We start from the raw sequence: 20,252 nt of genomic DNA on the forward strand, positions 1-20,252 counted from the left end.
ATTACTCCTCGGCTTCGTATTTACAATGAATATATTCGCCTTCTAATACTTCGTAGGCTGCGGTTTTACGTATAATTTGCTTTACTAATGTATCTAGTTTAGAACCATTTGTATAGTCTGCAGGTGCATAATAACGGATACGATGATGACGCATCATCTTATATACCTTTTCTTTATCTTTCTTAAATGGATCATATACACCTATAGAATGACCCCCATTAGCGTTCACAAGACTCATACAAGGAATATCTGTATCGCTATCCCCAATATAAATCATGTTACGGAACGGCACTCGTTGATTTTCAGGCTTGATGTAATCATTAACACCAGTATCATTAATATCGAGAATTCCTTTTTGAATGCGGAACAAAAATTGTGTCTTATTCGTATAGTTAATGGCTTGTGCAGGCCAAACAGCGACACCTTTATCGTCGAACATAAATGCACTGGCATAGATTTTGGTGAAAGCCCCCTCTTTTGCCATTTCAGTGCCTTCGATCATTTCTTTTAAGCCAGACGAAATAATATAATGTTCAATCTTAACGCCTTGTTCTAAGCCATATTGACGAATGCGTTCAAACCAAGTCCGTACCCCTTCGTATAATTCTACTTGATTGCCGTATTCCATGAGCTTATCTTTTGTTACATAGAAATGGCCTACTGCTTCTTGAATCATTTTGTACATATAGGCTAAGTTATTATCCATATCATGTTTTTTAGCCAATTGATTTGATTCATGCCAAAATTGTTTGATTTGCTCTTCGTTATAACCTACCGATTGAATGAAACCTTGTGCCTGCATATCGTCAGGGGTTAATGTCTTATCAAAGTCGTAACACATTGCTAACACGGGCATAGATGAGTCAGATGATTGTAAATTATCTTTACTATCTTTCTTATACGTTATCATAAATGCACCTCCTTTTAAACTAAACAAAAATACATTTACACTCTCTTATATTCCTGAGATTCCTTCTTGACAACCCCTTTGGTATCTATTTTACACGGTAAGTCAATTCATTTAATTTAGTAATTTCTAGTAATTTTGCTTAAAATAAGCTATCTTGTGTTATAGTTTCCTCTACAATCCAGCTCTTCTCCGTACTTTCTTTGATAATTTCTCTTTTTGAAAGTCTTCCAATAAGTAAGCTAGAATTTAGATCATGATGTAAACGATTATATCGAACTGCTGCTTGATTAGTATTGGCATAACAATAACGGCAAAAGTGGCTACAGCTATCGTAAGCACCAATATCACCATGTAAATAACAATTACATTCTGGTCTCGCTGGCGTACGTTTTGGTGCTTTTAATTTTATATTCCAGGCCCTTTCATAACAATCTAAAGTAAGGCACCCCTCTGTATCAGCACCAAGTTCTTTAAAGATATACCCTTCTCCACAAGTTTTGAGAGTCATATGATGAGAACGAGCTATGGATAGAAATTCTTTGATGATCTTAGTTTGAACATCTAAACTTGGTCTATATCCTTCTGGAAAATTCTGAGCCACCTTATCCAATATATCTAAAAAGCTAACAACAACTGTATCTGTATAACCTTTAAGGGCTTGAGCCATTTTGTAAAAGCTTTCACAATGAAAATCAACGGTATATTCATTAGTTAAAATGATAGGATCATAGCGCCACACCATAGATTGAGAATTAAGCTGTTTAGAAATATGTTTAAATCCTTCTATAACAGACACATAAGTTGGCACGTAGGGTTCAATATCAGTTCCATAAGGCGTTATAGTCATATGCCAGTATTGTCTGTAATCAACAATTTCATTTAGTAGTGGAATAAACGGTAAAGGATTCTTTGTACAGAATGCAATACCATCTACCACTTCTTGATTAATTGGATACCGTGTCACCTGTAGGGGAACCTGTAGAGGATTATAAGGATTACGAACATCTACAAACCCTTCACGGACACGATTGATTAGCCATTGGCCATAAAAAGCAGGAATATCTGTACGTTGTCCAGTCTGTAATATCATAGCCCTGCCCTTTCCTTAAAATAAAACATAGAAGTATTATATCATACCTCATAGTTAGTATTTATGGAATTAATGTGATTTTTGCTGTATAGTTCGTTATTATTTTATGATACTATAAATACTATAGAATATGAGGAGAAGTAAAATATGAACGATATTTTTGAACGCAATCACCCTATGAAGGATGATAAAGACTTTATTACATCCTATTGGACAGATCGGGCTAAAGATTTTGGTGCTTTACGCGCTAAAGAATTGGAAAGTCCAAAACTAAAATTATGGATAGACGAATTAACAAGTCATATATTTGATTCTGATAGATCTTTACGTATATTAGATATTGGTTGTGGAGCTGGATTTTTCAGCATCATCCTATCTCAACTAGGTCATACAGTGCATGGTATTGATATTACGCCCAATATGATAGATGAAGCGAATCAACTAGCACAGTCGCTAGATTGTGATGCAACTTTCTCCGTAATGGATGCAGAAAATCTTAGCTTTGATACTAATACCTTTGATATCGTTGTAGCTCGTAATGTGACGTGGAACTTACCTCATCCAGATAAAGCCTATGCCGAATGGTTACGCGTTATTCGCTCAGGTGGTTTAATTCTCAATTATGATGCGGAACATGCTCGTAATCACCATGATTTACCGCAATCCGTTCATCATGCTCACGAACATGTTAGTAAGGAATTAAAAGAACGATGTCACACCATTTATCATATGCTCGAGATTTCTTCTTATACACGACCAGAATGGGATAAAGAACTGCTCACTAAATTAGGTGCTAGCTCTGTATCAATTGATCCCACAGTAGGCCCTCGTATTTACAGCGAAGAAGATGAATTTTATATTCCTGTACCAATGTTCTTGGTGAAAGTAATAAAATAGTATTTATAGTAAAACATTATAAAATAAACCCACTCCATATAATATGTACCCCTTTATTAGTTATTTAGTAAAGGAACATATCATAAAATGAGTGGGTTTTCTTTTATTTATTATTTCTTATTGTCTTTGATGATAGAGTCATCAAAGCTATAGGTTGTTATAAATTTTGTTTTAGGGTTGGCTGCATTACCAACCTCTTCTAAATATTTATTAGAGGCTACTTGAAGATCCTTCTTATACGCATCAGCCAATGTTTGTAAATTATTCGTATCGCTCACACGTTTAAAAGTTTGATCCGAAAATTTAATAGTATCTGTTTTTGAATCATAAATAAGATCAGTATTTGGTATATCCCTAATATCCATCTTGATTGTATTTGGATTTGAGCTCTCTGAATTACCTACTATATCATTAGCACTCATTACAAGTGTAAGGGCCGTAATATAATTTAGACGAGCTTCCTTTATATCCCCTACCATTTGGGTAGATTCAATAACAGGTCTCTTTTCAGGTGTTGTATATTGATAGTTATAGGCTTTCATATCTGCTGTATAAATCGTCTTACTATCGTTACGAGCCTTTACATTAAGGATAAAAATTGGTGTGTCTACAGCACTCACTACATTTTGAACGGTATAGCCTGAGTAAGCAATCCATTCCCCTTCAGGTCCTTTAGACTGAGAAGACGCACTATTACTACTACAACCAGCTAATATAAATAAACTAACTAGCACGATACAGAGTGAAAGGTATTGAAGTATTCTTTTTAGCATAGCAGTACCTCGTATACAAACTTATATTATATAAATACAAACCTAAATAGTACTACAATAGACAACAAGAAGTTAATCAATTACAGATATAGTTTTTTTCTAATATATTAGTTACTGAAATACGCTTGAGCCTTAGTGATTTCTGCGCGAAGTTTTTCTTCATCAATAGTAAGCAATTCTTTGTCTTTCATAAGAACTTTACCGCCTACGATTGTAGTATTTACATCGGAGCTATTAGCAGAGTATACAAGAGCTGCTAAATCATTGTAACGAGGCATCCAGTGCATACCAGATACGTCATATAACACAATATCTGCACGATAGCCTTTAGCTAGTACTCCAAGATCTGTATATCCCAACGCCTTTGCACCTTCTACAGTGCCCATGTTCCATGCTGCTTGAGCAGGAATAGCCTTTGGATCATAAAGACGTGCTTTATGTAATGTTGCTGCAAGACGTACTTCTTCAAGCATATCAGCATTATTATTAGAAGCGGAGCCATCTGTACCAAGACCAACCGTAATACCTTTGGCAATCATTTCAGGTACTGGTGCAATACCGCTAGCTAATTTTAAATTAGATTGTGGGTTATGCGCTACCGCTACATTATTTCCAGCCATAATAGCCATATCTTCATCTGTTACATGAACGCAGTGTGCGGCTAAGGTAGTATTCCAGAATAAACCTAAATCATGCATATGCGCAATTGGTGTCTTACCAGTAGCTTTCATAACATTCTCCACTTCTCCTTTTGTTTCGGACAAGTGCATATGAATACCACAATTTAATTCATGAGATAAGGCAATCACCTTTTCCATATAATCATCAGGGCAAGTATATGGTGCATGTGGTCCAAGCAATACTTTGATGCGGTCATTATCAAAGCCGTTCCAAGTGCGGAATAAGTCAGCATTTTCAACTAATGCTTGATCTGCTGTTGGGGATACACCGGCTAAGCCACGTGACAATACAGCGCGAATACCTGTTTCTTTTACCACCTCAGCAGTAGTATTCATAAAGAAATACATGTCGCTAAATGTAGTGGTACCAGTGCGCAACATTTCAGCAATACCGAGTTGTGTGCCGTACCGTACATAATCGTCATTTAATTTTGCTTCTGTTGGCCAAATAGCCGTTTCAAGCCATTCCATAAGCTCAAGATCATCTGCATAGTTTCTAAATAGACCCATCGCAATATGAGTATGTGTATTTACAAGACCTGGCGTAGCCAATTGACCTTTACCGTCTAGTACTTCCTTAGCAGAGTCTTTTACCTTTTCAGCTTCAATATCGTTTAAAATAGCTGTAATATAACCATTATTAATTTCAATGGCATGATTTTTAAGAACCCCCTCATCGGTGAGGACGTCTACATGAGTAATCAATAAATCAGACATAGTCTTCCCTCATAGGTATAACCGAGCCATGATAGCTCGGTTATATTTGTTTAATTTGAAAGCTAGTATAGTTTAGATACAAAATGTATTACAGAAACCATTATATTTCAATACAGTATTAGTTTACTTTTGTTAGGTAATCGATTTGTTCTTGTGTTAAAGAATCTAAATCATACCCCATCGAGTTCAACTTAAGTTTGGCGATTTCCACATCTAATTCATGAGGCAATACGTATACTTTTGGATCCATTTCTTTACCGTTTTTCAAAATATACTCTGCAGCAAGGGCTTGCATAGCAAAGGACAAGTCCATAATTTCTGCAGGGTGACCATCGCCAGCTGCAAGGTTTACTAGACGGCCTTCAGCCAATACATAGAGTTTACGACCATCAGACATAGTATAGCCTTCGATGTTTTGGCGAACCCGTTCGTGGCTTACAGCAAGTTCAGTAAGATCAGAAACGTTCACTTCGCAATCAAAGTGACCAGCATTACACAAGATAGCTTTATCTTTCATCACTTCGTAATGTTCTTTTACGATAACATCTTTACAACCTGTTACAGTACAGAAGATATCGCCCACTTTAGCAGCTTCAATCATAGGCAATACTTTAAAGCCATCAAATACAGCCTCAACTGCTTTAATTGGATCTACTTCAGTTACATATACGTGGGCACCAAGGCCTTTTGCTCGCATAGCAACGCCTTTACCGCACCAACCGTAACCAGCAACGACAACGTTTTTACCTGTTACAGTCAAGTTTGTAGTACGCATGATGCCGTCCCAAACGGACTGACCTGTACCATAGCGATTATCAAAAAGATATTTACAGTAAGAGTCGTTTACTGCAATCATAGGGAATGTTAATTGTTTAGCATTCTCTAATGCATATAAACGATGTACACCTGTTGTAGTTTCTTCACTCCCCCCTAACAAACGTTCTTTTGCATCTTGACGTGTAGTATGCAATAGATTTACTAAATCACCACCATCATCGATGATAATATGTGGTTTGTGATCAAGTGCTTTATGGAGGAAGTTAAAATATTCTTCATCAGTACAATCGTACCAAGCATATACAGTAATGCCCATATCTACAAGACCTGCAGCTACATCGTCTTGTGTAGACAACGGATTGGAGCCCGTTACAATTACATCTGCACCACCGCGTTTTAAAACAGTCGCGAGGTATGCTGTTTTTGCTTCCAAGTGGACACTAACAACAATTGTTTGGCCTTTGAAAGTTTGTTCTGCTTCAAAACGGTCACCTAATGTGTTTAATGTAGGCATAAAGTTAGAAACCCAATCAATTTTTTTGCGACCTTCTGTTGCTAAATTTATGTCTCTAATTAAAGATTGCATAATATCTCCTTTTACTCATACAAGTAGATACAATAAAATAAATAGTTGATAGTAAATCTACTTAGATTTATTGATACTATATAATTTTGTTAATATCATTGTAGATACTTAATTATATAGATAATATATTTATTATATATAGAATGCTTAATAAGCTAATCATTAAGATAATAGACTATTTAGATTCTACAATCTGGCGTAGCTTATCGATTGACTCTTCATAATTTGGAGTCAATACTCCCTCTTCGGTGATAATCGCTGTTACAAGTTCATGAGGTGTTACATCAAATGCAGGATTAAGTACATCAATACCACTAGGGGCTGTTTGAACACCGTGTAAAGCAGTTACTTCATCATCGTTGCGCATCTCAATAGGAATATCTCCACCATTTTCCAGACTAAAGTCAAATGTACTATAAGGAGCGGCTACATAGAACGGAATATTGTGGAATTTAGCTAGTACAGCCACACCATAGGTACCAATTTTATTGGCTACATCCCCTTTTGTAGTGATGCGGTCAGCACCGACGATAACGGCATCAATTAACCCATGTTGCATCGCATAGGCTGCCATATTATCTGTTTCAAGAGTAATAGGAATACCATCCTCGTGAAGTTCAAAGGCTGTAAGTCGAGCACCTTGTAATAATGGACGTGTTTCATCAGCATACACGCGTTCCAATTGTCCATTTTCATGTAATTTACGGACAACACCAAGAGCTGTACCTAAACCACCTGTAGCTAGTGCACCAGCATTACAATGAGTTAAGATGCGAATATTCTTTTTATCTTCAAATAATGTAGCCCCTGCTTCGGCCATACGTCTATTCAAAGACACATCTTCTTCGTGAATGATAATAGCCTCTTTTGTAATGAGGTCTACTACTTCACTCATTGAGGACATACTGTCAACATTAGTTTTCACAAGAGAAATGACACGATCTACAGCCCAAGCTAAATTGATTGCTGTAGGGCGAGTTTCTTTTAAGGTCTCACTAAACTCATATAAGCTTGTAAGTTGTTCACTAAATGGCGCCTCTAAACGTCCTGTTTCCATAGCAGCTAAAATGAGACCATAACTAGCAGCTACACCAATAGCAGGTGCACCACGAACGCGAAGCATTTTAATAGCTTCGGCCACTTGGCGCCAATCTGTACAGTGAACGTATGTAATTTCAGTAGGCAATTTAGTTTGATCTAATAGTACCAGCGTATCTTTACGCCATTCAATATTAATCATAACTTCTCCTTCGATGAACTATTGTGTATCATTATGAGTTGATTATAGTTTAAAACCACCATATTCATGCATGCGATTATGAGCATCATAACGAGCATCCACATCGATTGCATCAATAGCACCTAAGATAAGAGATTTTAGTTGGGCCGCCATATTGCCCATCATTTCTACAACTTCCGCATGTGTCAAAGCAGATTCAGAAATACCTGCTGCATAGTTGGTAATCATAGAAATCGTAGCATATGCCATTTCAGCTTCATTAGCAAGGTTTACTTCTGGTACATTAGTCATACCTACTGTATCGCCACCGAGCATGTGGAACATTTTGATTTCTGCAGGAGTCTCAAAACGAGGTCCTTCAGTACATACATAGGTACCGCCATTGTGTATCGTAAGGCCTTGTTCCGTACCTACCTTTTGAAGAATATTACGTAATTCAGGGCAGTATGGATTTGTTACATCAAGATGTGCCACTGGACGGTCCCCGCCTTCATAAAACGTAGTGATGCGGGTCTTTGTGAAATCTAAGAATTGGTCAGTCAACACAAAATGACCTGGCTTAAAGTTCTCATTTAAAGAACCTACTGCTGTCGTGGAGATAATAAATGTAACGCCTAGTTTTTTGAGGCCCCAAATATTAGCACGATAGTTAATTTTGTGTGGAGGAATTGTATGATCTTTGCCGTGACGAGCTACAAAAATTACAGTTTTCCCATGGTATGTACCTTGTACATAATCTATTTCACCATATGGTGTCATTAAGGATTCTTCATGAATATTTTCAAAGATGGACGGATCATAAACACCAGTACCACCAATTACGCCAATTGCACTCATTGTGACCTCCTATTATTAATAACTCTATCTTTTATTTTCTCATAGAATAGAAAAACAGGCTATAGGAAAAACCTAGTAGCCTGTATTTTTTCTACATATTATAAAGTTTTTATTGAATTGGACCTTTTGAAGTGAACATATTTTGTAACTCTTCACGTGTGAAATGATATTTTTCATTACAATAATGGCAAACAAGCTCTGTTACGTCATCTTCCAAAATAGCATTCTTATCTTCTTCACGTAATGTCATTAGCACACTGGCAAAGCGATCACGACCACAACGACATTGGAAATGAATTGGTTCATTATATACTTGATTCACAGTTAAACCATCGAGAACGCGTTCCATAAGACCTTTACCATCTGGATTTGCTTTCAAATATTCTGTAATAGGACCAAGTTCATTAATATTCTTTTCTACTTGTGCTAATGCTTCATCTGTAGCATCCGGTAAGGCTTGTACGATAAAACCTCCAGCTACAACTGTATGGTAATCTGGATCTACTAATACACCTAAACTAATCGTTGACGGTACTTGTTCAGATGCATATAAATAATATGCCAAATCCTCTGCTACTTCACCACTTTGAATCGGGCTTGTAGAAGTATAGTCTTGCGCCAATTGTGTAAATCGTGTAACTTGTACTTCCCCATTATGACCTACGGCAGCACCAACATCAAGCTTACCAGCATGCTTTAAAGGTACATCTACATGTGGCTCGTCTACATAGCCTCGAACCGTATTATCAGAGAATGCATCTACATGAACTACACCTAGTGGACCATCACCTTTGATACGAAGACTTACGTTTTCATGGTTTTTAAAATCACCAGCCAATAAAATAGCTCCCGTCATAGCACGACCTAAAGCAGCTGTTGCTACAGGCCATAAATCATGACGTACACGAGCTGTTTCAACTGTATCGGTTGTTACAGCTAAAGACATACGAACCCCTTCTCGGGTTGTAAAACGTTTTATATAATCCATTCTATCATTCCTTATTTCTACTTATTTTATATAAGATATTATATTTATATTGCTTATATAGTATATCATGTCAAATATTTAACTTTCAATAATAAAGAATATATGTTCGTCTAGTCTGATTTAAAGTTAAAAGAACATATTTTCGATGATATAAAAACACCCAGTACCATGAGATACTGAGTGTTATATATACAGTTCTTAGATTTGATCGATAAGGTTAACCATTTCGATTGCACCCATAGCACAATCATAACCTTTATTACCCGCTTTTGTACCAGCGCGTTCGATAGCTTGCTCGATGTTTTCAGTAGTCACTACACCAAACATAACTGGAATACCAGTTTCTAATGAAACGTGGGCAATGCCTTTTGCTACTTCATTACATACATAATCATAATGAGTAGTAGAACCACGAATAACTGCACCTACACAAATAACTGCATCATAACGACCAGATAAGGCAGCTTTTTTAGCAATCAATGGAATTTCATAAGCACCGGGAACCCAGATTACTGTAATGTCCTCTTGTTTAACGTCATGACGCAATAAGCAGTCTTCTGCTCCACCAATTAATTTCGACGTGATGAATTCATTAAAACGAGAACCAATAATAGCAAATTTCTTACCAGAACCTAACAAATTACCTTCTTGAACTACCATTATGATGACCTCCTATAATCCGTACATAGATTTTCTATGTGTGATAAAAACATTCTAAATTGAAGATAGACCATTATTAGTCTTCTAACATATGACCCATTTTTTCTTCTTTTGTTTTCAAATAGCCTGCATTAAATTTATTTGCTGCAATAATAAGTGGTACACGACTAGTCACATTAATTCCCCAATGTTCTAAGCCATGACGTTTTTCTGGATTGTTAGTTAATAAGCGAATACTATTAATACCTAAAAAGCGTATAATTTGTGCCGCCAAAGAATATTCACGCATATCTGCAGGGAAACCTAATTGCTCATTCGCCTCTACTGTATCAAGGCCTTGTTCTTGTAATGCATAGGCTTTAATTTTATTAGTCAGCCCAATACCTCGGCCCTCTTGTCGCATATATACAACAACGCCTTTGCCTTCTTTTTCAATAGCGCGCAACGCATTGTCTAATTGTTCGCCACAATCACAGCGCTTAGAACCAAATACATCGCCTGTTAAACATTCAGAATGAATACGTACAAGCACATCGCTACAATCTTGAACATTGCCCTTTACGATAGCTAAATGCTCTTTATGATCTAATTCATTTTTAAATACAAAGATATTAAAATCACCAAATTTAGTAGGCAACTTAGAACAAGCACCAAGCTCAACCATATCTTCATGTTGTTTACGATATTCTATAAGTTCTGCTACAGAAGCAATTTTCAAGTCATGCTCCTTAGCAAATTTCATAAGATCTGGCAAACGGGCCATATCGCCATTGTCTTTAGTAATCTCACAAATAACAGCTACCTCTTGTAGACCTGCCAAGCGGCAAAGATCGATAGATGCCTCCGTATGACCTTGTCGTACCAATACGCCTCCCTCTTTATAGACAAGTGGGAACACATGACCTGGACGGCGGAAATCTTGAGGTTTTGCAGTTGGATCTAACAATTTTTGAATTGTATAGGCACGCTCTGCTGGAGAAACGCCTGTTGTAGTATCTACATGGTCAACAGTAACTGTGAAAGCAGTTTCATGGTTATCTGTATTTTTGGCAACCATGGCAGGAATGCCAAGCTTTTCTAACGCTTCACGACGCATTGGGGTACATACGATACCGCGCGCGTATTTAACCATAAAATTAATATTTTCTTGTGTAACAAACTCAGCTGCAATGATAAGATCGCCTTCGTTTTCACGGCTTTCATCATCAACAATAATAACAGGCTTACCTGCTTTGAGGTCTTGTAAGACCTCTTCAATAGAATGTAATTGTTCGCTCATAGGAACGCTCCTTACTTATTACATAAATCCATTCTCTACTAAGAGGGATTGCATAGATTTCTTTGTTTTATCCTCAGTAGGTTCACTACCGAGATTCATAAAATGACGAATGTATCGACCAGCTATATCCGTTTCTAAATTAACTTCCGTACCAATATGGGCAGAGCCTAAAATTGTTTCGCTCAGCGTATGAGGAATGATAGATACGGAAAAACTGCTGTCCGTTCGTCGCATAATTGTGAGGCTAATACCATCGATTGTAATGGAACCCTTATAAATAACGTAATCTATTACCGATTTCGGGGCCTCTACAGTAAAGATAATGGCATTATCCGTTTGTTCGCGATTAATGATGCGGCCTGTACCATCTACATGGCCTGCCACAATGTGACCACCAAATCTACCATTAGCAAGCATAGCTCGCTCTAAGTTGACTGGTTGATGGACTTTCAAATTAGTAAACGTAGTCATCTTAATGGATTCTGGCATCACATCCGCTGTAAATATACTATTGCCAATCGTTGTGGCCGTCAAGCACACCCCATTAACAGCTACGGAATCACCAACTTTTAAATCGCTAAAAATTTTTTCTCCTCGAATTGTTATGGTTAAGGATTTAGGGCCCTTTTTAATGTTCTCGACGCGGCCAATTTCTTCAACGATTCCCGTGAACATAAGCGCCCCTCCTTCCTTGACGATACGCTTCAATGCGAATGTTATTATCTAATACTTTAATCTTGGTGAAAGTTAGTTGTGGTGAAGCCTTTAAACTTTCAAAACCTCGACCTCCTACAGCTGGTGTTGCATCGTTACCACCAATAATGGTATTTCCAATATATGTTACGACCTTATCAAAGTTCTTCGTTTCCACAAAGGAACTGATAATTGCAGATCCACCTTCAACAAGAATAGATGTGTAACCTAGTTCACCTAGTTTTGTAAGAATATCATCGATAGATAATTTCTTAATATCAATCACAATGTCTGTGCTCTTGCTTTTACGAGTAGAAATAGATTCTACTACGGTTACTTGAGCACCAACTTGTTCTAATACTTGTATCCGATCCTTAGGACAACCTTTAGATACGAATATATGAATCTTGCGATTATTTATTTCAAAGACGCGACTAGTAGTAGGTGTTCTACCAAGACTATCCAAGATAATTACATCTGGTTGATGAATCGTAATCGGTTCATCAAGTATGCTTTTATCTAATAAAGCATCTGATAATTCACTATCCGTTAAACGACAATTTAACTGTGGATTATCTGCCAGAATTGTACCAATTCCAACGAGCATGGCATCATGCGTGGCACGAAACACATGTCCATCGCGACGAGAGGACTCATTTGTAATCCATTGAGATTGTCCAGTAGATGTAGCAATTTTCCCATCTAGTGACATAGCACTTTTTATAGTGACAAAAGGCTTACCTGTCTGTATATAGGTAAAGAAATGCTCATTTAGTTCAGCACATTCATCACTACATACGGGGCAAACAACCTCAATACCTGCTTCACGAAGTAACTCCATTCCTTTTCCAGAAACTAGTGGATTTGGATCCGTACTACCTACTATTACTTTAGCTATACCAGCCTCAATGATACGAATCGCACAAGGTGGTGTTTTTCCATAATGGGAACATGGCTCTAATGTTACGTATAAAGTAGCACCTTTGGCATTATCACCTGCTTGATTTAGTGCATGCACCTCAGCATGAGCTGTACCAGCTTTATGGTGATAACCTTCACCGATTATTGTATTATCTTTTACCACAACAGCACCAACCAAAGGATTTGGTGAGGTGTGACCTGTGGCTAATTTTGCCAGTTCAATGGCGCGCTTCATATATACTACGTCATCCACCATATCACCTCAATAAAAAAAGGACTATTACATAGTCCTTGGGTCATCATAAATGCGCACAACAAACGTGCCTCGTCTTTTCTCATCCAGACTCTACTGTCGGTATCGGAATTGCACCGATTCATACCAAAAAGGTTCGCGGACTTTACCGCCGGTAAGGAATTTCACCTATCCCCAAAGACTTATCTATTTTGTTTATGAATTAATAGTAACACTTTTATTAATGTTATGCAAGAATAATAGTTTTGTATTGAGAAAGAATATTAAATAATTTAATTAAAATATAATTTTTAGAACACAAATACTAGAACAATATAAATAATAATATATATTTACTTTTAATATAAACATATATAAACTATGTATACAGTAAATAGTAACTTTTATCACATAATTACAAGTTAAACAAGTCTAATATAATATATATGGTTTGAATAACCATATTTTAATGATAGTAATTATTAAATATAGGTGATAATATGGCAAAAAAACGAATTTCTGATGTACTTATAGAAGTCTTAGCCAATGCGGGCATCGAACGCATTTACGGTATCACTGGAGATAGTCTAAACTCTGTAAATGATAGTTTACGCCGCAATGGTAAAATTGCTTTTGAACATGTACGACATGAAGAAACAGCAGCCTTTGCTGCCGGTGCAGAAGCATCCCTAACTCATAAACTAACTGTATGTGCTGGTAGCTCTGGTCCTGGCAACTTACACTTGATTAATGGTCTCTTCGACTGTCATCGCAATCGTGTTCCAGTATTGGCCATTGCTTCTCACATTCCTCAATCTGAAGTAGGTTTGAACTATTTCCAAGAAACACATCCAGAAAATCTATTCAAAGAATGTTCTTGTTTCTGCGAACTTGTATCCAATCCTAAACAAATGCCGGAAATTCTATTCCGTGCTATGAACGCTGCTGTTGGTAACCAAGATGTTGCAGTTATCGTTCTTCCTGGGGACGTTGCCGTTATGGAAATGGAAATTGACGAATTACCTGTATGGACCCCACCTCGTTTACCTCATATCGTTCCACAACGAGAAGATATTGAAGAAATGGCTGCTCATTTAGAAACAGGCAAACGTATTACCCTATTCTGTGGTGCCGGCTGTGAAGGTGCCCATGACGAAGTGGTAGAATTAGCAAAACGCTTGCAAGCACCGGTTGTACATGCTTTCAGAGGTAAAGAATGGGTTGAATGGGATAATCCATATGATGTAGGTATGACTGGCCTATTAGGCTATACATCTGGCTACCGTGCTATTGAACAATGTGATATATTGGTAATGCTTGGTACAGACTTCCCTTACCGTCCATTTTATCCAGAAAATGCGAAAGTAATACAAGTAGATAGAGATCCTAGCGCTTTAGGTCGTCGCGTACCGCTTACACAAGGTATCATTGGTACTGTAAAAGATACGTTAAAAGAATTATTACCTCTTGTAGGCCAACGTGGTGATACTGAATTTATCGACACAGTGCGTAAAGCGTACACTAAATTTAGAGGTGATTTAGATAGTTATGCCGTTGCCGAGCCAGATGGTGTAGCAATTCACCCTCAATACTTCGTAAATCGCCTCAATAAACTAGCAGCAGAAGACGCGATCTTTACCTTTGACGTAGGAACTCCGGTTATTTGGACTGCTCGCCATCTAAAAACAAATGGTAAACGCCGTATTTTAGGATCCTTTAGCCACGGCTCCATGGCTAATGCTATGATGCATGCTATTGGCGCTCAAAATGCTTGTCCAAATCGTCAAGTCATCTCCCTCTCTGGTGATGGTGGCTTTACAATGATGATGGGCGAAATGTTAACATTAAAACAACTTAACTTACCTGTTAAAATCTTTGTATTCAATAACGAAGAACTTAGCTTTATCGCTATGGAAATGAAGGCTTCCGGCTATCTAGACTACGCTACAGACTTTGTAAATCCAGATTTCGGTAAACTTGCTGAAGCTGCTGGTATCAAAGGTGTGAGTATTCATAACTCTAGCGAAGTTGATGAAAAAATCATGGAAGCCCTTAACCATAATGGCCCAGTCATCGTTAACGTTCGCGTAGATAAACAAGAACTTGCTATGCCTCCTAAAATTGCATATCAACAAGCTAAAGGCTTTAGCAAATATTTAATCAATGCAATCCTTGATGGCCGTGGTACAGAACTTAAAGAAATGGCCAAAACAAACTGGATGAAATATAAATCCTTATACTAATATTGCAAAATTTACAAAATCTGCCAAAATAAATAAACTGCAAAACTTTCAAAAAGAGGTGTCATCATTCGATGATACCTTTTTTATTGCATAATTTTAATCATATACTGTTATAAAACCTTCAGTCCAGCCCCTTAAATTGAGAGTAATTGTATAAATTCCTAAACAATCTAAACCATATACTTTAAATATATCCCAGGTCTTATACCACTTTAATGCTTTCTCTGCATATTCTAAAGTGCTAAATAAACCTATGTATCCAGAACTGGAATAATATGGATTTATATCGTAATCATACCAAACACCATAAATTTTATTATTTATTATTTCATAACTAACTTGATTACTTATATGAGAACAATCATTTAAATAGTGAGTTTTTATGGAAAAGGAATCATCATTTAACTTAGAAAATCCAGACAATATTTTAGATTCAACTAGAGCCTCTTCAGCTAATGATATATCAGAAAAAAATCCTAATCCAAAATATTCTGTATAAGGTAGCTCTTCATTCTTTTTATAGTGTGCTAAAGCTTCATATATTGGAACTCTCATAATTCACCAACTCGATTCAATATACATATAACACATTAACTATTTCTATCTATAATAATCGTCCTCGTAATCGTCTTTATACCGTATCGCATCGACCTCTGATGGAGATAGTACATTCCCCTCTTCATCTACATATTCCATGAATTCGTTAATGTATACACCTGGAATATCTGATTCTTCTAATTCAATAGTATCTTCAAGTTCAATCTCCCAAAGTTCTATCTCATCAGCTTGATTTTGAAGTTGTTTTATCATATTCCAACACTCCCTAGTATCAAAGACATATATTACTTGTATTGTAGCAAAATATATAAAAATAAGCACTATATACCTTTTTAGGTGTATAGTGCTTACTTTGTATTTAGTAATTTTTTGTATTAAATTATGCCCCAAAGAGTGACATTTGTTCATCTTCAGGTAGTTCACCACAGCATTTGAGGTCTTTCATAAGATCAATGATGGTATTTGATACTTTACAACGGCGTTGTAAGTCTTTTAAAGATGTAAATGGACGTTCATTTCTTTCCTCGACGATAGCATCAGCCACTGTTTCACCTAGAGAATCAATAGCTAAGAATGGTGGCAATAAAGCTCCATCCTTAATGCTAAAACGTCTAGCTTCAGAATGTTGAATATCTACATTAATAAAACGATAGCCCCGTTGATACATTTCCATAGATACTTCCAAGGCACTCATAAGATCCTTGTCTTTAGGGCTGGCAGCACGATCAAGAGCCTTGATACGGTTAAACTCGGTCAATTGCGTTTTGAGGTCTCCTGTCATGATTCGTAAGTCGAAAGCCTTTGCACGAATGGAGAAATATGCTGCATAGAATGCCAATGGATGGTATACCTTAAACCATGCAATACGGAAGGCCATCATTACGTAAGCTACCGCATGGGCCCGTGGGAATAGATAGGAAATCTTTTTACAAGATTCAATAAACCACTCAGGAATATTATTTTCGCGCATTTCTGCTTCAAATTCCGTTGTAGCTTGACCTTGTTTATTTCGTTTTTCAATCCCCTTCCCTTTACGTACGTTTTCCATAACGAAGAAGCTGTGCTTTCTATCCATACCACGATGGATTAAGAAATTCATTACGTCGTCACGGGTAGAAATAGCTTCGTTCAACTTACAAGTTCCATTTTTAATAAGGTCTTGCGCATTATCGAGCCATACATTCGTACCATGAGAGAAACCAGAGATACGTACTAAGTCAGAGAAGGTTTGCGGACGAGAGTCTTCCAACATGCCCCGTACAAACTTCGTACCACATTCTGGTACGGCCAAGCTGGCTACCTGGTCACCTTGCAATTGTTCAGGTGTTAAACCAATCCCCTCTGTAGAGGAAAACAAGCTCAATGTCTTTGGATCATCAAATGGTATTGTCTTAGCATCGATACCTGTCAAATCCTCTAGCATACGAATAATTGTGGGATCATCATGGCCCAGAATATCAAGCTTAGTCATACGACCTTCGATGGAGTGATAATCAAAGTGTGTCGTTAATACGCCACTTTCCTTTTTATTCGCTGGATGTTGTATGGGCGTAAAATGATGCACATCCATATCTCGAGGACATACCATAATACCACCAGGGTGTTGTCCCGTAGTATTCTTTACATTTGTAAAGCCTTTCGCTAAATGTTCAAAGAATCCATTGCGGGCTTGTATATCTCGAATTTCGGCGTATTTTTTAACATAACCAAAAGCAGTTTTATCAGCAATTGTACCGATTGTACCGGCTTTAAATACATTGTCACGGCCAAATAATTCTTCCGTATATTTGTGAGCTTTTGCTTGGTAATCACCGGAGAAGTTAAGGTCAATATCTGGAACCTTGTCACCTTCAAAACCAAGAAAGATAGCAAATGGAATATCGTGACCATTTGTTTGTAACGCATGACCACACTTAGGACAATCTTTACGAGGCAAGTCAAAGCCCCCTGCATATTCACCCTTTTCAAAGAACTCTGAATATTTACAATTAGGACATACATAATGTGGCGGTAATGGATTTACCTCTGTAATCTCAGACATGGTTGCTGCAAAGGAAGATCCTACGGAACCACGAGAACCTACGAGATACCCATCATCAAGAGATTTTTTTACCAATTTATGAGCGATATAATACAATACACCATAACCATTGGAGATAATACAATCTAGTTCATAGTCGAGACGCTCTTGTACTACACGTGGCAATGGATCACCGTAAATAGCCTTCGCATTTTTATAGCACATTTCTGTGAAAGCTTCGTCAGCACCTTCAATCTTAGGTGAGTATGTACCATCAGGAACGGGCTTAATATCTTCAATGCTATCATTAATAGCACGTGTATTAGTAACGACTACTTCGTATCGCTTCTCTTCGCTTAAGTAAGGGAATGACGCAAGCATTTCATCTGTAGTACGTAAATGTAAATCTGGTTGTTCATCTGCATCTGGATATCCACATGCAGTTAGCATGATTTCACGATATATTTTCTCTTCTGGTGTCAAATAATGAACGTCACAAGTAGCACATACAGGTTTATTCAAGGCTTCCCCTAATTCAATAACGGTCTTATTCATATCGATGAGGGCTTGCTCATCTGGCATGAGACCTTTACGAACCAAAAACATATTATTAGTATGTGGCTGAATTTCAAGATAATCGTAGAAGGATGCTATTTCCAAAAGCTCTTCTTTTGTAGCTCCACGAACAATAGATTGCATAAGTTCCCCTGCTTCACAAGCAGAACCGATGATAATACCTTCACGATGTTCTTCGATAACGGAACGAGGCAAACGAGGACGAACCTTGTAATGTTCAAGGTGAGAAATGGAAATCATTTTATATAAATTACGCAAGCCAACCATATTTTTAGCTAATAAAATAATATGATAGCGTTTATCTTTTTCCTTCTTCTTCTTTTTATCTAGTACAAGCTCCTCATCTTTTGTTACCGTTTCATCTTCGATGAGGTAACCTTCTACACCATAGATAACCTTAACACCTAACTCTTTACCAAGGGCTTGCGCTTCAGGAAAGGCTTGTACAACACCATGGTCAGTAATGGCAACCGCAGGATGACCCCATTTTTTAACTGTTTTAAATAAATCCTTAACAGATACGAGAGCATCTTTATCACTCATCTTAGTATGTAAATGAAGCTCTACACGAGAATCTGGACGGTTTTCAGTTCGCTCTACACTTGTAGTTTCCACTGCTTCAATACTGCGAATCGATAAGATATAATCTTTATCAAAACGATCGTCAAAGTTGACACTACCTTGTACACGAACGCGTTGTAAGCCTTTTAATTGTTTAAGTAGCGCATCCCCTTCTTCAGGGCTATTCGTAAACTTGATAAATTTAATGCTATTTGTATCATCTACAATGCTGCCATTAACGATACTTTTACCAGTCTTAGTATCACGTTTATCTAAACCTACAAAGACACCTTCAAAAATTACACTAGGTGTATCCACGGTGCCCATGATTTTAGAGGTGACCCCTTCAATTTTAGGTCCTAAAATCATGCCTTCATCTGTAGGTGCCTCCTTTGGTGCACGACGAGTATATTTACCATCCCCTTCACTTCTTTTAGCCGTAGATTTTGTAGTTTTTTTAGGTCCAAAGCCTTTGCTTGCTTTAGATGTACTGCTCACAGATGCGATAGTATCACTACTACTAGATTCGGCAGCCGTATGATTAGAACGAGGCACAACAACTGGGCTATTGTTGAAATAGCCTAATTCGACAGCTTCTACAAATGGGGCAAAATCATCTTCATCAATATCATCATATTCATCTTGTTGATCATATCCTGCAAAAGACTTGCCTTTAGGTACTTGATTTTTAGCCTCTTCAGCTTCACGTTGTGCTTCAGCCGCTTCAATCCATTCACCAGCACCACAGCCACCGCCATAATAATAGGTATCTAACCCTTCACCCGTTTCAGTATCTATCTTCCACGCAAAGCAACAAGCTGTATCTGTATTTGTTGGAATATCATCAAAAGAAATATTCTTTTCCTTGTACCATGCAGACAATCTGTCTCGTAAACTAAGCAATGTGGAAAATGCGGAGTCCGCAGCTTGAATCGTCACATGTTGGCTATGACAGTTCACATAGAAAGATGATTTCTTATTCTGTTTTGGTACAACGCGATAACGTACTTTCAT

17 protein-coding genes and 1 riboswitch are annotated in these 20,252 nt (G+C 37.3%); of the genes, 2 read left to right on the forward strand and 15 right to left on the reverse strand.

The genetic code is table 11. The features are described from left to right. Nucleotide 1: 1 nt before the first annotated feature. Nucleotides 2–910, reverse strand: a complete 909-nt coding sequence (locus E7K77_RS01675) for an HAD family hydrolase (protein WP_278456879.1) — start codon at nucleotides 908–910, stop codon at nucleotides 2–4. Between the two features lie 139 nt (nucleotides 911–1,049). Beyond that, complete coding sequence (locus tag E7K77_RS01680) at nucleotides 1,050–2,000, reverse strand: DUF1848 domain-containing protein (protein ID WP_325306004.1); 951 nt, start codon at nucleotides 1,998–2,000, stop codon at nucleotides 1,050–1,052. 147 nt (nucleotides 2,001–2,147) lie between these two features. Here E7K77_RS01680 and E7K77_RS01685 point away from each other — a divergent pair, with 147 nt between their 5' ends. Then, complete coding sequence (locus E7K77_RS01685) at nucleotides 2,148–2,897, forward strand: class I SAM-dependent methyltransferase (RefSeq protein ID WP_287520444.1); 750 nt, start codon at nucleotides 2,148–2,150, stop codon at nucleotides 2,895–2,897. Nucleotides 2,898–3,007: 110 nt separating this feature from the next. On the opposite strand, the gene E7K77_RS01690 is transcribed toward E7K77_RS01685, so the two are convergent. The 10 genes from E7K77_RS01690 to ribD form a co-directional block, all read right to left on the reverse strand. Continuing rightward, nucleotides 3,008–3,670, reverse strand: a complete 663-nt coding sequence (locus tag E7K77_RS01690; RefSeq protein ID WP_287528572.1) for a hypothetical protein — start codon at nucleotides 3,668–3,670, stop codon at nucleotides 3,008–3,010. A 107-nt stretch (nucleotides 3,671–3,777) separates the two neighbouring features. Continuing rightward, nucleotides 3,778–5,067, reverse strand: a complete 1,290-nt coding sequence (locus E7K77_RS01695; protein ID WP_325306009.1) for an amidohydrolase — start codon at nucleotides 5,065–5,067, stop codon at nucleotides 3,778–3,780. A 118-nt stretch (nucleotides 5,068–5,185) separates the two neighbouring features. Beyond that, nucleotides 5,186–6,430 carry an adenosylhomocysteinase gene (locus E7K77_RS01700; protein ID WP_004695862.1) on the reverse strand — a complete coding sequence of 415 codons (1,245 nt, stop codon included), beginning with the start codon at nucleotides 6,428–6,430 and terminating at the stop codon, nucleotides 5,186–5,188. A gap of 175 nt (nucleotides 6,431–6,605) precedes the next feature. Next, nucleotides 6,606–7,670 (reverse strand): S-methyl-5-thioribose-1-phosphate isomerase, encoded by a 1,065-nt coding sequence (gene mtnA, locus E7K77_RS01705; protein WP_315306874.1) that lies wholly within the window; start codon nucleotides 7,668–7,670, stop codon nucleotides 6,606–6,608. Nucleotides 7,671–7,712: 42 nt separating this feature from the next. Continuing rightward, nucleotides 7,713–8,507 carry an S-methyl-5'-thioadenosine phosphorylase gene (gene mtnP / locus E7K77_RS01710; protein ID WP_316104721.1) on the reverse strand — a complete coding sequence of 265 codons (795 nt, stop codon included), beginning with the start codon at nucleotides 8,505–8,507 and terminating at the stop codon, nucleotides 7,713–7,715. A gap of 109 nt (nucleotides 8,508–8,616) precedes the next feature. Further along, nucleotides 8,617–9,495, reverse strand: a complete 879-nt coding sequence (gene hslO, locus E7K77_RS01715) for an Hsp33 family molecular chaperone HslO (RefSeq protein WP_012864385.1) — start codon at nucleotides 9,493–9,495, stop codon at nucleotides 8,617–8,619. A 198-nt stretch (nucleotides 9,496–9,693) separates the two neighbouring features. Beyond that, nucleotides 9,694–10,155 (reverse strand): 6,7-dimethyl-8-ribityllumazine synthase, encoded by a 462-nt coding sequence (gene ribH / locus E7K77_RS01720; protein WP_101928287.1) that lies wholly within the window; start codon nucleotides 10,153–10,155, stop codon nucleotides 9,694–9,696. Between the two features lie 76 nt (nucleotides 10,156–10,231). Further along, entirely contained in the window at nucleotides 10,232–11,434 is a 1,203-nt protein-coding gene (locus E7K77_RS01725; RefSeq protein WP_316061183.1) for a bifunctional 3,4-dihydroxy-2-butanone-4-phosphate synthase/GTP cyclohydrolase II, read from the reverse strand. A gap of 18 nt (nucleotides 11,435–11,452) precedes the next feature. After that, on the reverse strand, nucleotides 11,453–12,109 hold the full coding sequence (locus E7K77_RS01730; protein WP_316104719.1) for a riboflavin synthase: 657 nt from the start codon (nucleotides 12,107–12,109) through the stop codon (nucleotides 11,453–11,455). After that, on the reverse strand, nucleotides 12,090–13,304 hold the full coding sequence (gene ribD, locus E7K77_RS01735; RefSeq protein ID WP_325306015.1) for a bifunctional diaminohydroxyphosphoribosylaminopyrimidine deaminase/5-amino-6-(5-phosphoribosylamino)uracil reductase RibD: 1,215 nt from the start codon (nucleotides 13,302–13,304) through the stop codon (nucleotides 12,090–12,092). Before ribD ends, E7K77_RS01730 begins: the two co-directional genes overlap by 20 nt. A gap of 67 nt (nucleotides 13,305–13,371) precedes the next feature. Then, a riboswitch (FMN riboswitch) is annotated at nucleotides 13,372–13,487 on the reverse strand. A gap of 293 nt (nucleotides 13,488–13,780) precedes the next feature. Between ribD and poxB the strand changes: the two genes are divergently transcribed. Further along, a complete protein-coding gene (gene poxB, locus E7K77_RS01740; RefSeq protein WP_325306017.1) occupies nucleotides 13,781–15,523 on the forward strand; it encodes a ubiquinone-dependent pyruvate dehydrogenase in 1,743 nt (580 codons plus the stop codon). Nucleotides 15,524–15,619: 96 nt separating this feature from the next. On the opposite strand, the gene E7K77_RS01745 is transcribed toward poxB, so the two are convergent. The 3 genes from E7K77_RS01745 to E7K77_RS01755 all read right to left on the reverse strand — a co-directional run bounded on the left by E7K77_RS01745 (nucleotide 15,620) and on the right by E7K77_RS01755 (nucleotide 20,252). After that, on the reverse strand, nucleotides 15,620–16,078 hold the full coding sequence (locus E7K77_RS01745) for a hypothetical protein (protein ID WP_316597677.1): 459 nt from the start codon (nucleotides 16,076–16,078) through the stop codon (nucleotides 15,620–15,622). Nucleotides 16,079–16,123: 45 nt separating this feature from the next. Then, nucleotides 16,124–16,333 (reverse strand): hypothetical protein, encoded by a 210-nt coding sequence (locus E7K77_RS01750; RefSeq protein WP_316597678.1) that lies wholly within the window; start codon nucleotides 16,331–16,333, stop codon nucleotides 16,124–16,126. Between the two features lie 127 nt (nucleotides 16,334–16,460). Next, a complete protein-coding gene (locus E7K77_RS01755; RefSeq protein ID WP_316597679.1) occupies nucleotides 16,461–20,252 on the reverse strand; it encodes a PolC-type DNA polymerase III in 3,792 nt (1,263 codons plus the stop codon).

This window comes from Veillonella parvula (genome assembly GCF_032577575.1).
Taxonomy (GTDB): Bacteria; Bacillota; Negativicutes; order Veillonellales; family Veillonellaceae; genus Veillonella.

Excerpts from the sequence above, each read along its gene's own strand:
- E7K77_RS01675 (WP_278456879.1), bottom strand. The coding sequence starts at position 910 with ATGATAACGTATAAGAAAGATAGTAAAGATAATTTACAATCATCTGAC.
- E7K77_RS01680 (WP_325306004.1), bottom strand. The coding sequence starts at position 2,000 with ATGATATTACAGACTGGACAACGTACAGATATTCCTGCTTTTTATGGC.
- E7K77_RS01685 (WP_287520444.1), top strand. The coding sequence starts at position 2,148 with ATGAACGATATTTTTGAACGCAATCACCCTATGAAGGATGATAAAGAC.
- E7K77_RS01690 (WP_287528572.1), bottom strand. The coding sequence starts at position 3,670 with ATGCTAAAAAGAATACTTCAATACCTTTCACTCTGTATCGTGCTAGTT.
- E7K77_RS01695 (WP_325306009.1), bottom strand. The coding sequence starts at position 5,067 with ATGTCTGATTTATTGATTACTCATGTAGACGTCCTCACCGATGAGGGG.
- E7K77_RS01700 (WP_004695862.1), bottom strand. The coding sequence starts at position 6,430 with ATGCAATCTTTAATTAGAGACATAAATTTAGCAACAGAAGGTCGCAAA.
- mtnA (WP_315306874.1), bottom strand. The coding sequence starts at position 7,670 with ATGATTAATATTGAATGGCGTAAAGATACGCTGGTACTATTAGATCAA.
- mtnP (WP_316104721.1), bottom strand. The coding sequence starts at position 8,507 with ATGAGTGCAATTGGCGTAATTGGTGGTACTGGTGTTTATGATCCGTCC.
- hslO (WP_012864385.1), bottom strand. The coding sequence starts at position 9,495 with ATGGATTATATAAAACGTTTTACAACCCGAGAAGGGGTTCGTATGTCT.
- ribH (WP_101928287.1), bottom strand. The coding sequence starts at position 10,155 with ATGGTAGTTCAAGAAGGTAATTTGTTAGGTTCTGGTAAGAAATTTGCT.
- E7K77_RS01725 (WP_316061183.1), bottom strand. The coding sequence starts at position 11,434 with ATGAGCGAACAATTACATTCTATTGAAGAGGTCTTACAAGACCTCAAA.
- E7K77_RS01730 (WP_316104719.1), bottom strand. The coding sequence starts at position 12,109 with ATGTTCACGGGAATCGTTGAAGAAATTGGCCGCGTCGAGAACATTAAA.
- ribD (WP_325306015.1), bottom strand. The coding sequence starts at position 13,304 with ATGGTGGATGACGTAGTATATATGAAGCGCGCCATTGAACTGGCAAAA.
- poxB (WP_325306017.1), top strand. The coding sequence starts at position 13,781 with ATGGCAAAAAAACGAATTTCTGATGTACTTATAGAAGTCTTAGCCAAT.
- E7K77_RS01745 (WP_316597677.1), bottom strand. The coding sequence starts at position 16,078 with ATGAGAGTTCCAATATATGAAGCTTTAGCACACTATAAAAAGAATGAA.
- E7K77_RS01750 (WP_316597678.1), bottom strand. The coding sequence starts at position 16,333 with ATGATAAAACAACTTCAAAATCAAGCTGATGAGATAGAACTTTGGGAG.
- E7K77_RS01755 (WP_316597679.1), bottom strand. The coding sequence starts at position 20,252 with ATGAAAGTACGTTATCGCGTTGTACCAAAACAGAATAAGAAATCATCT.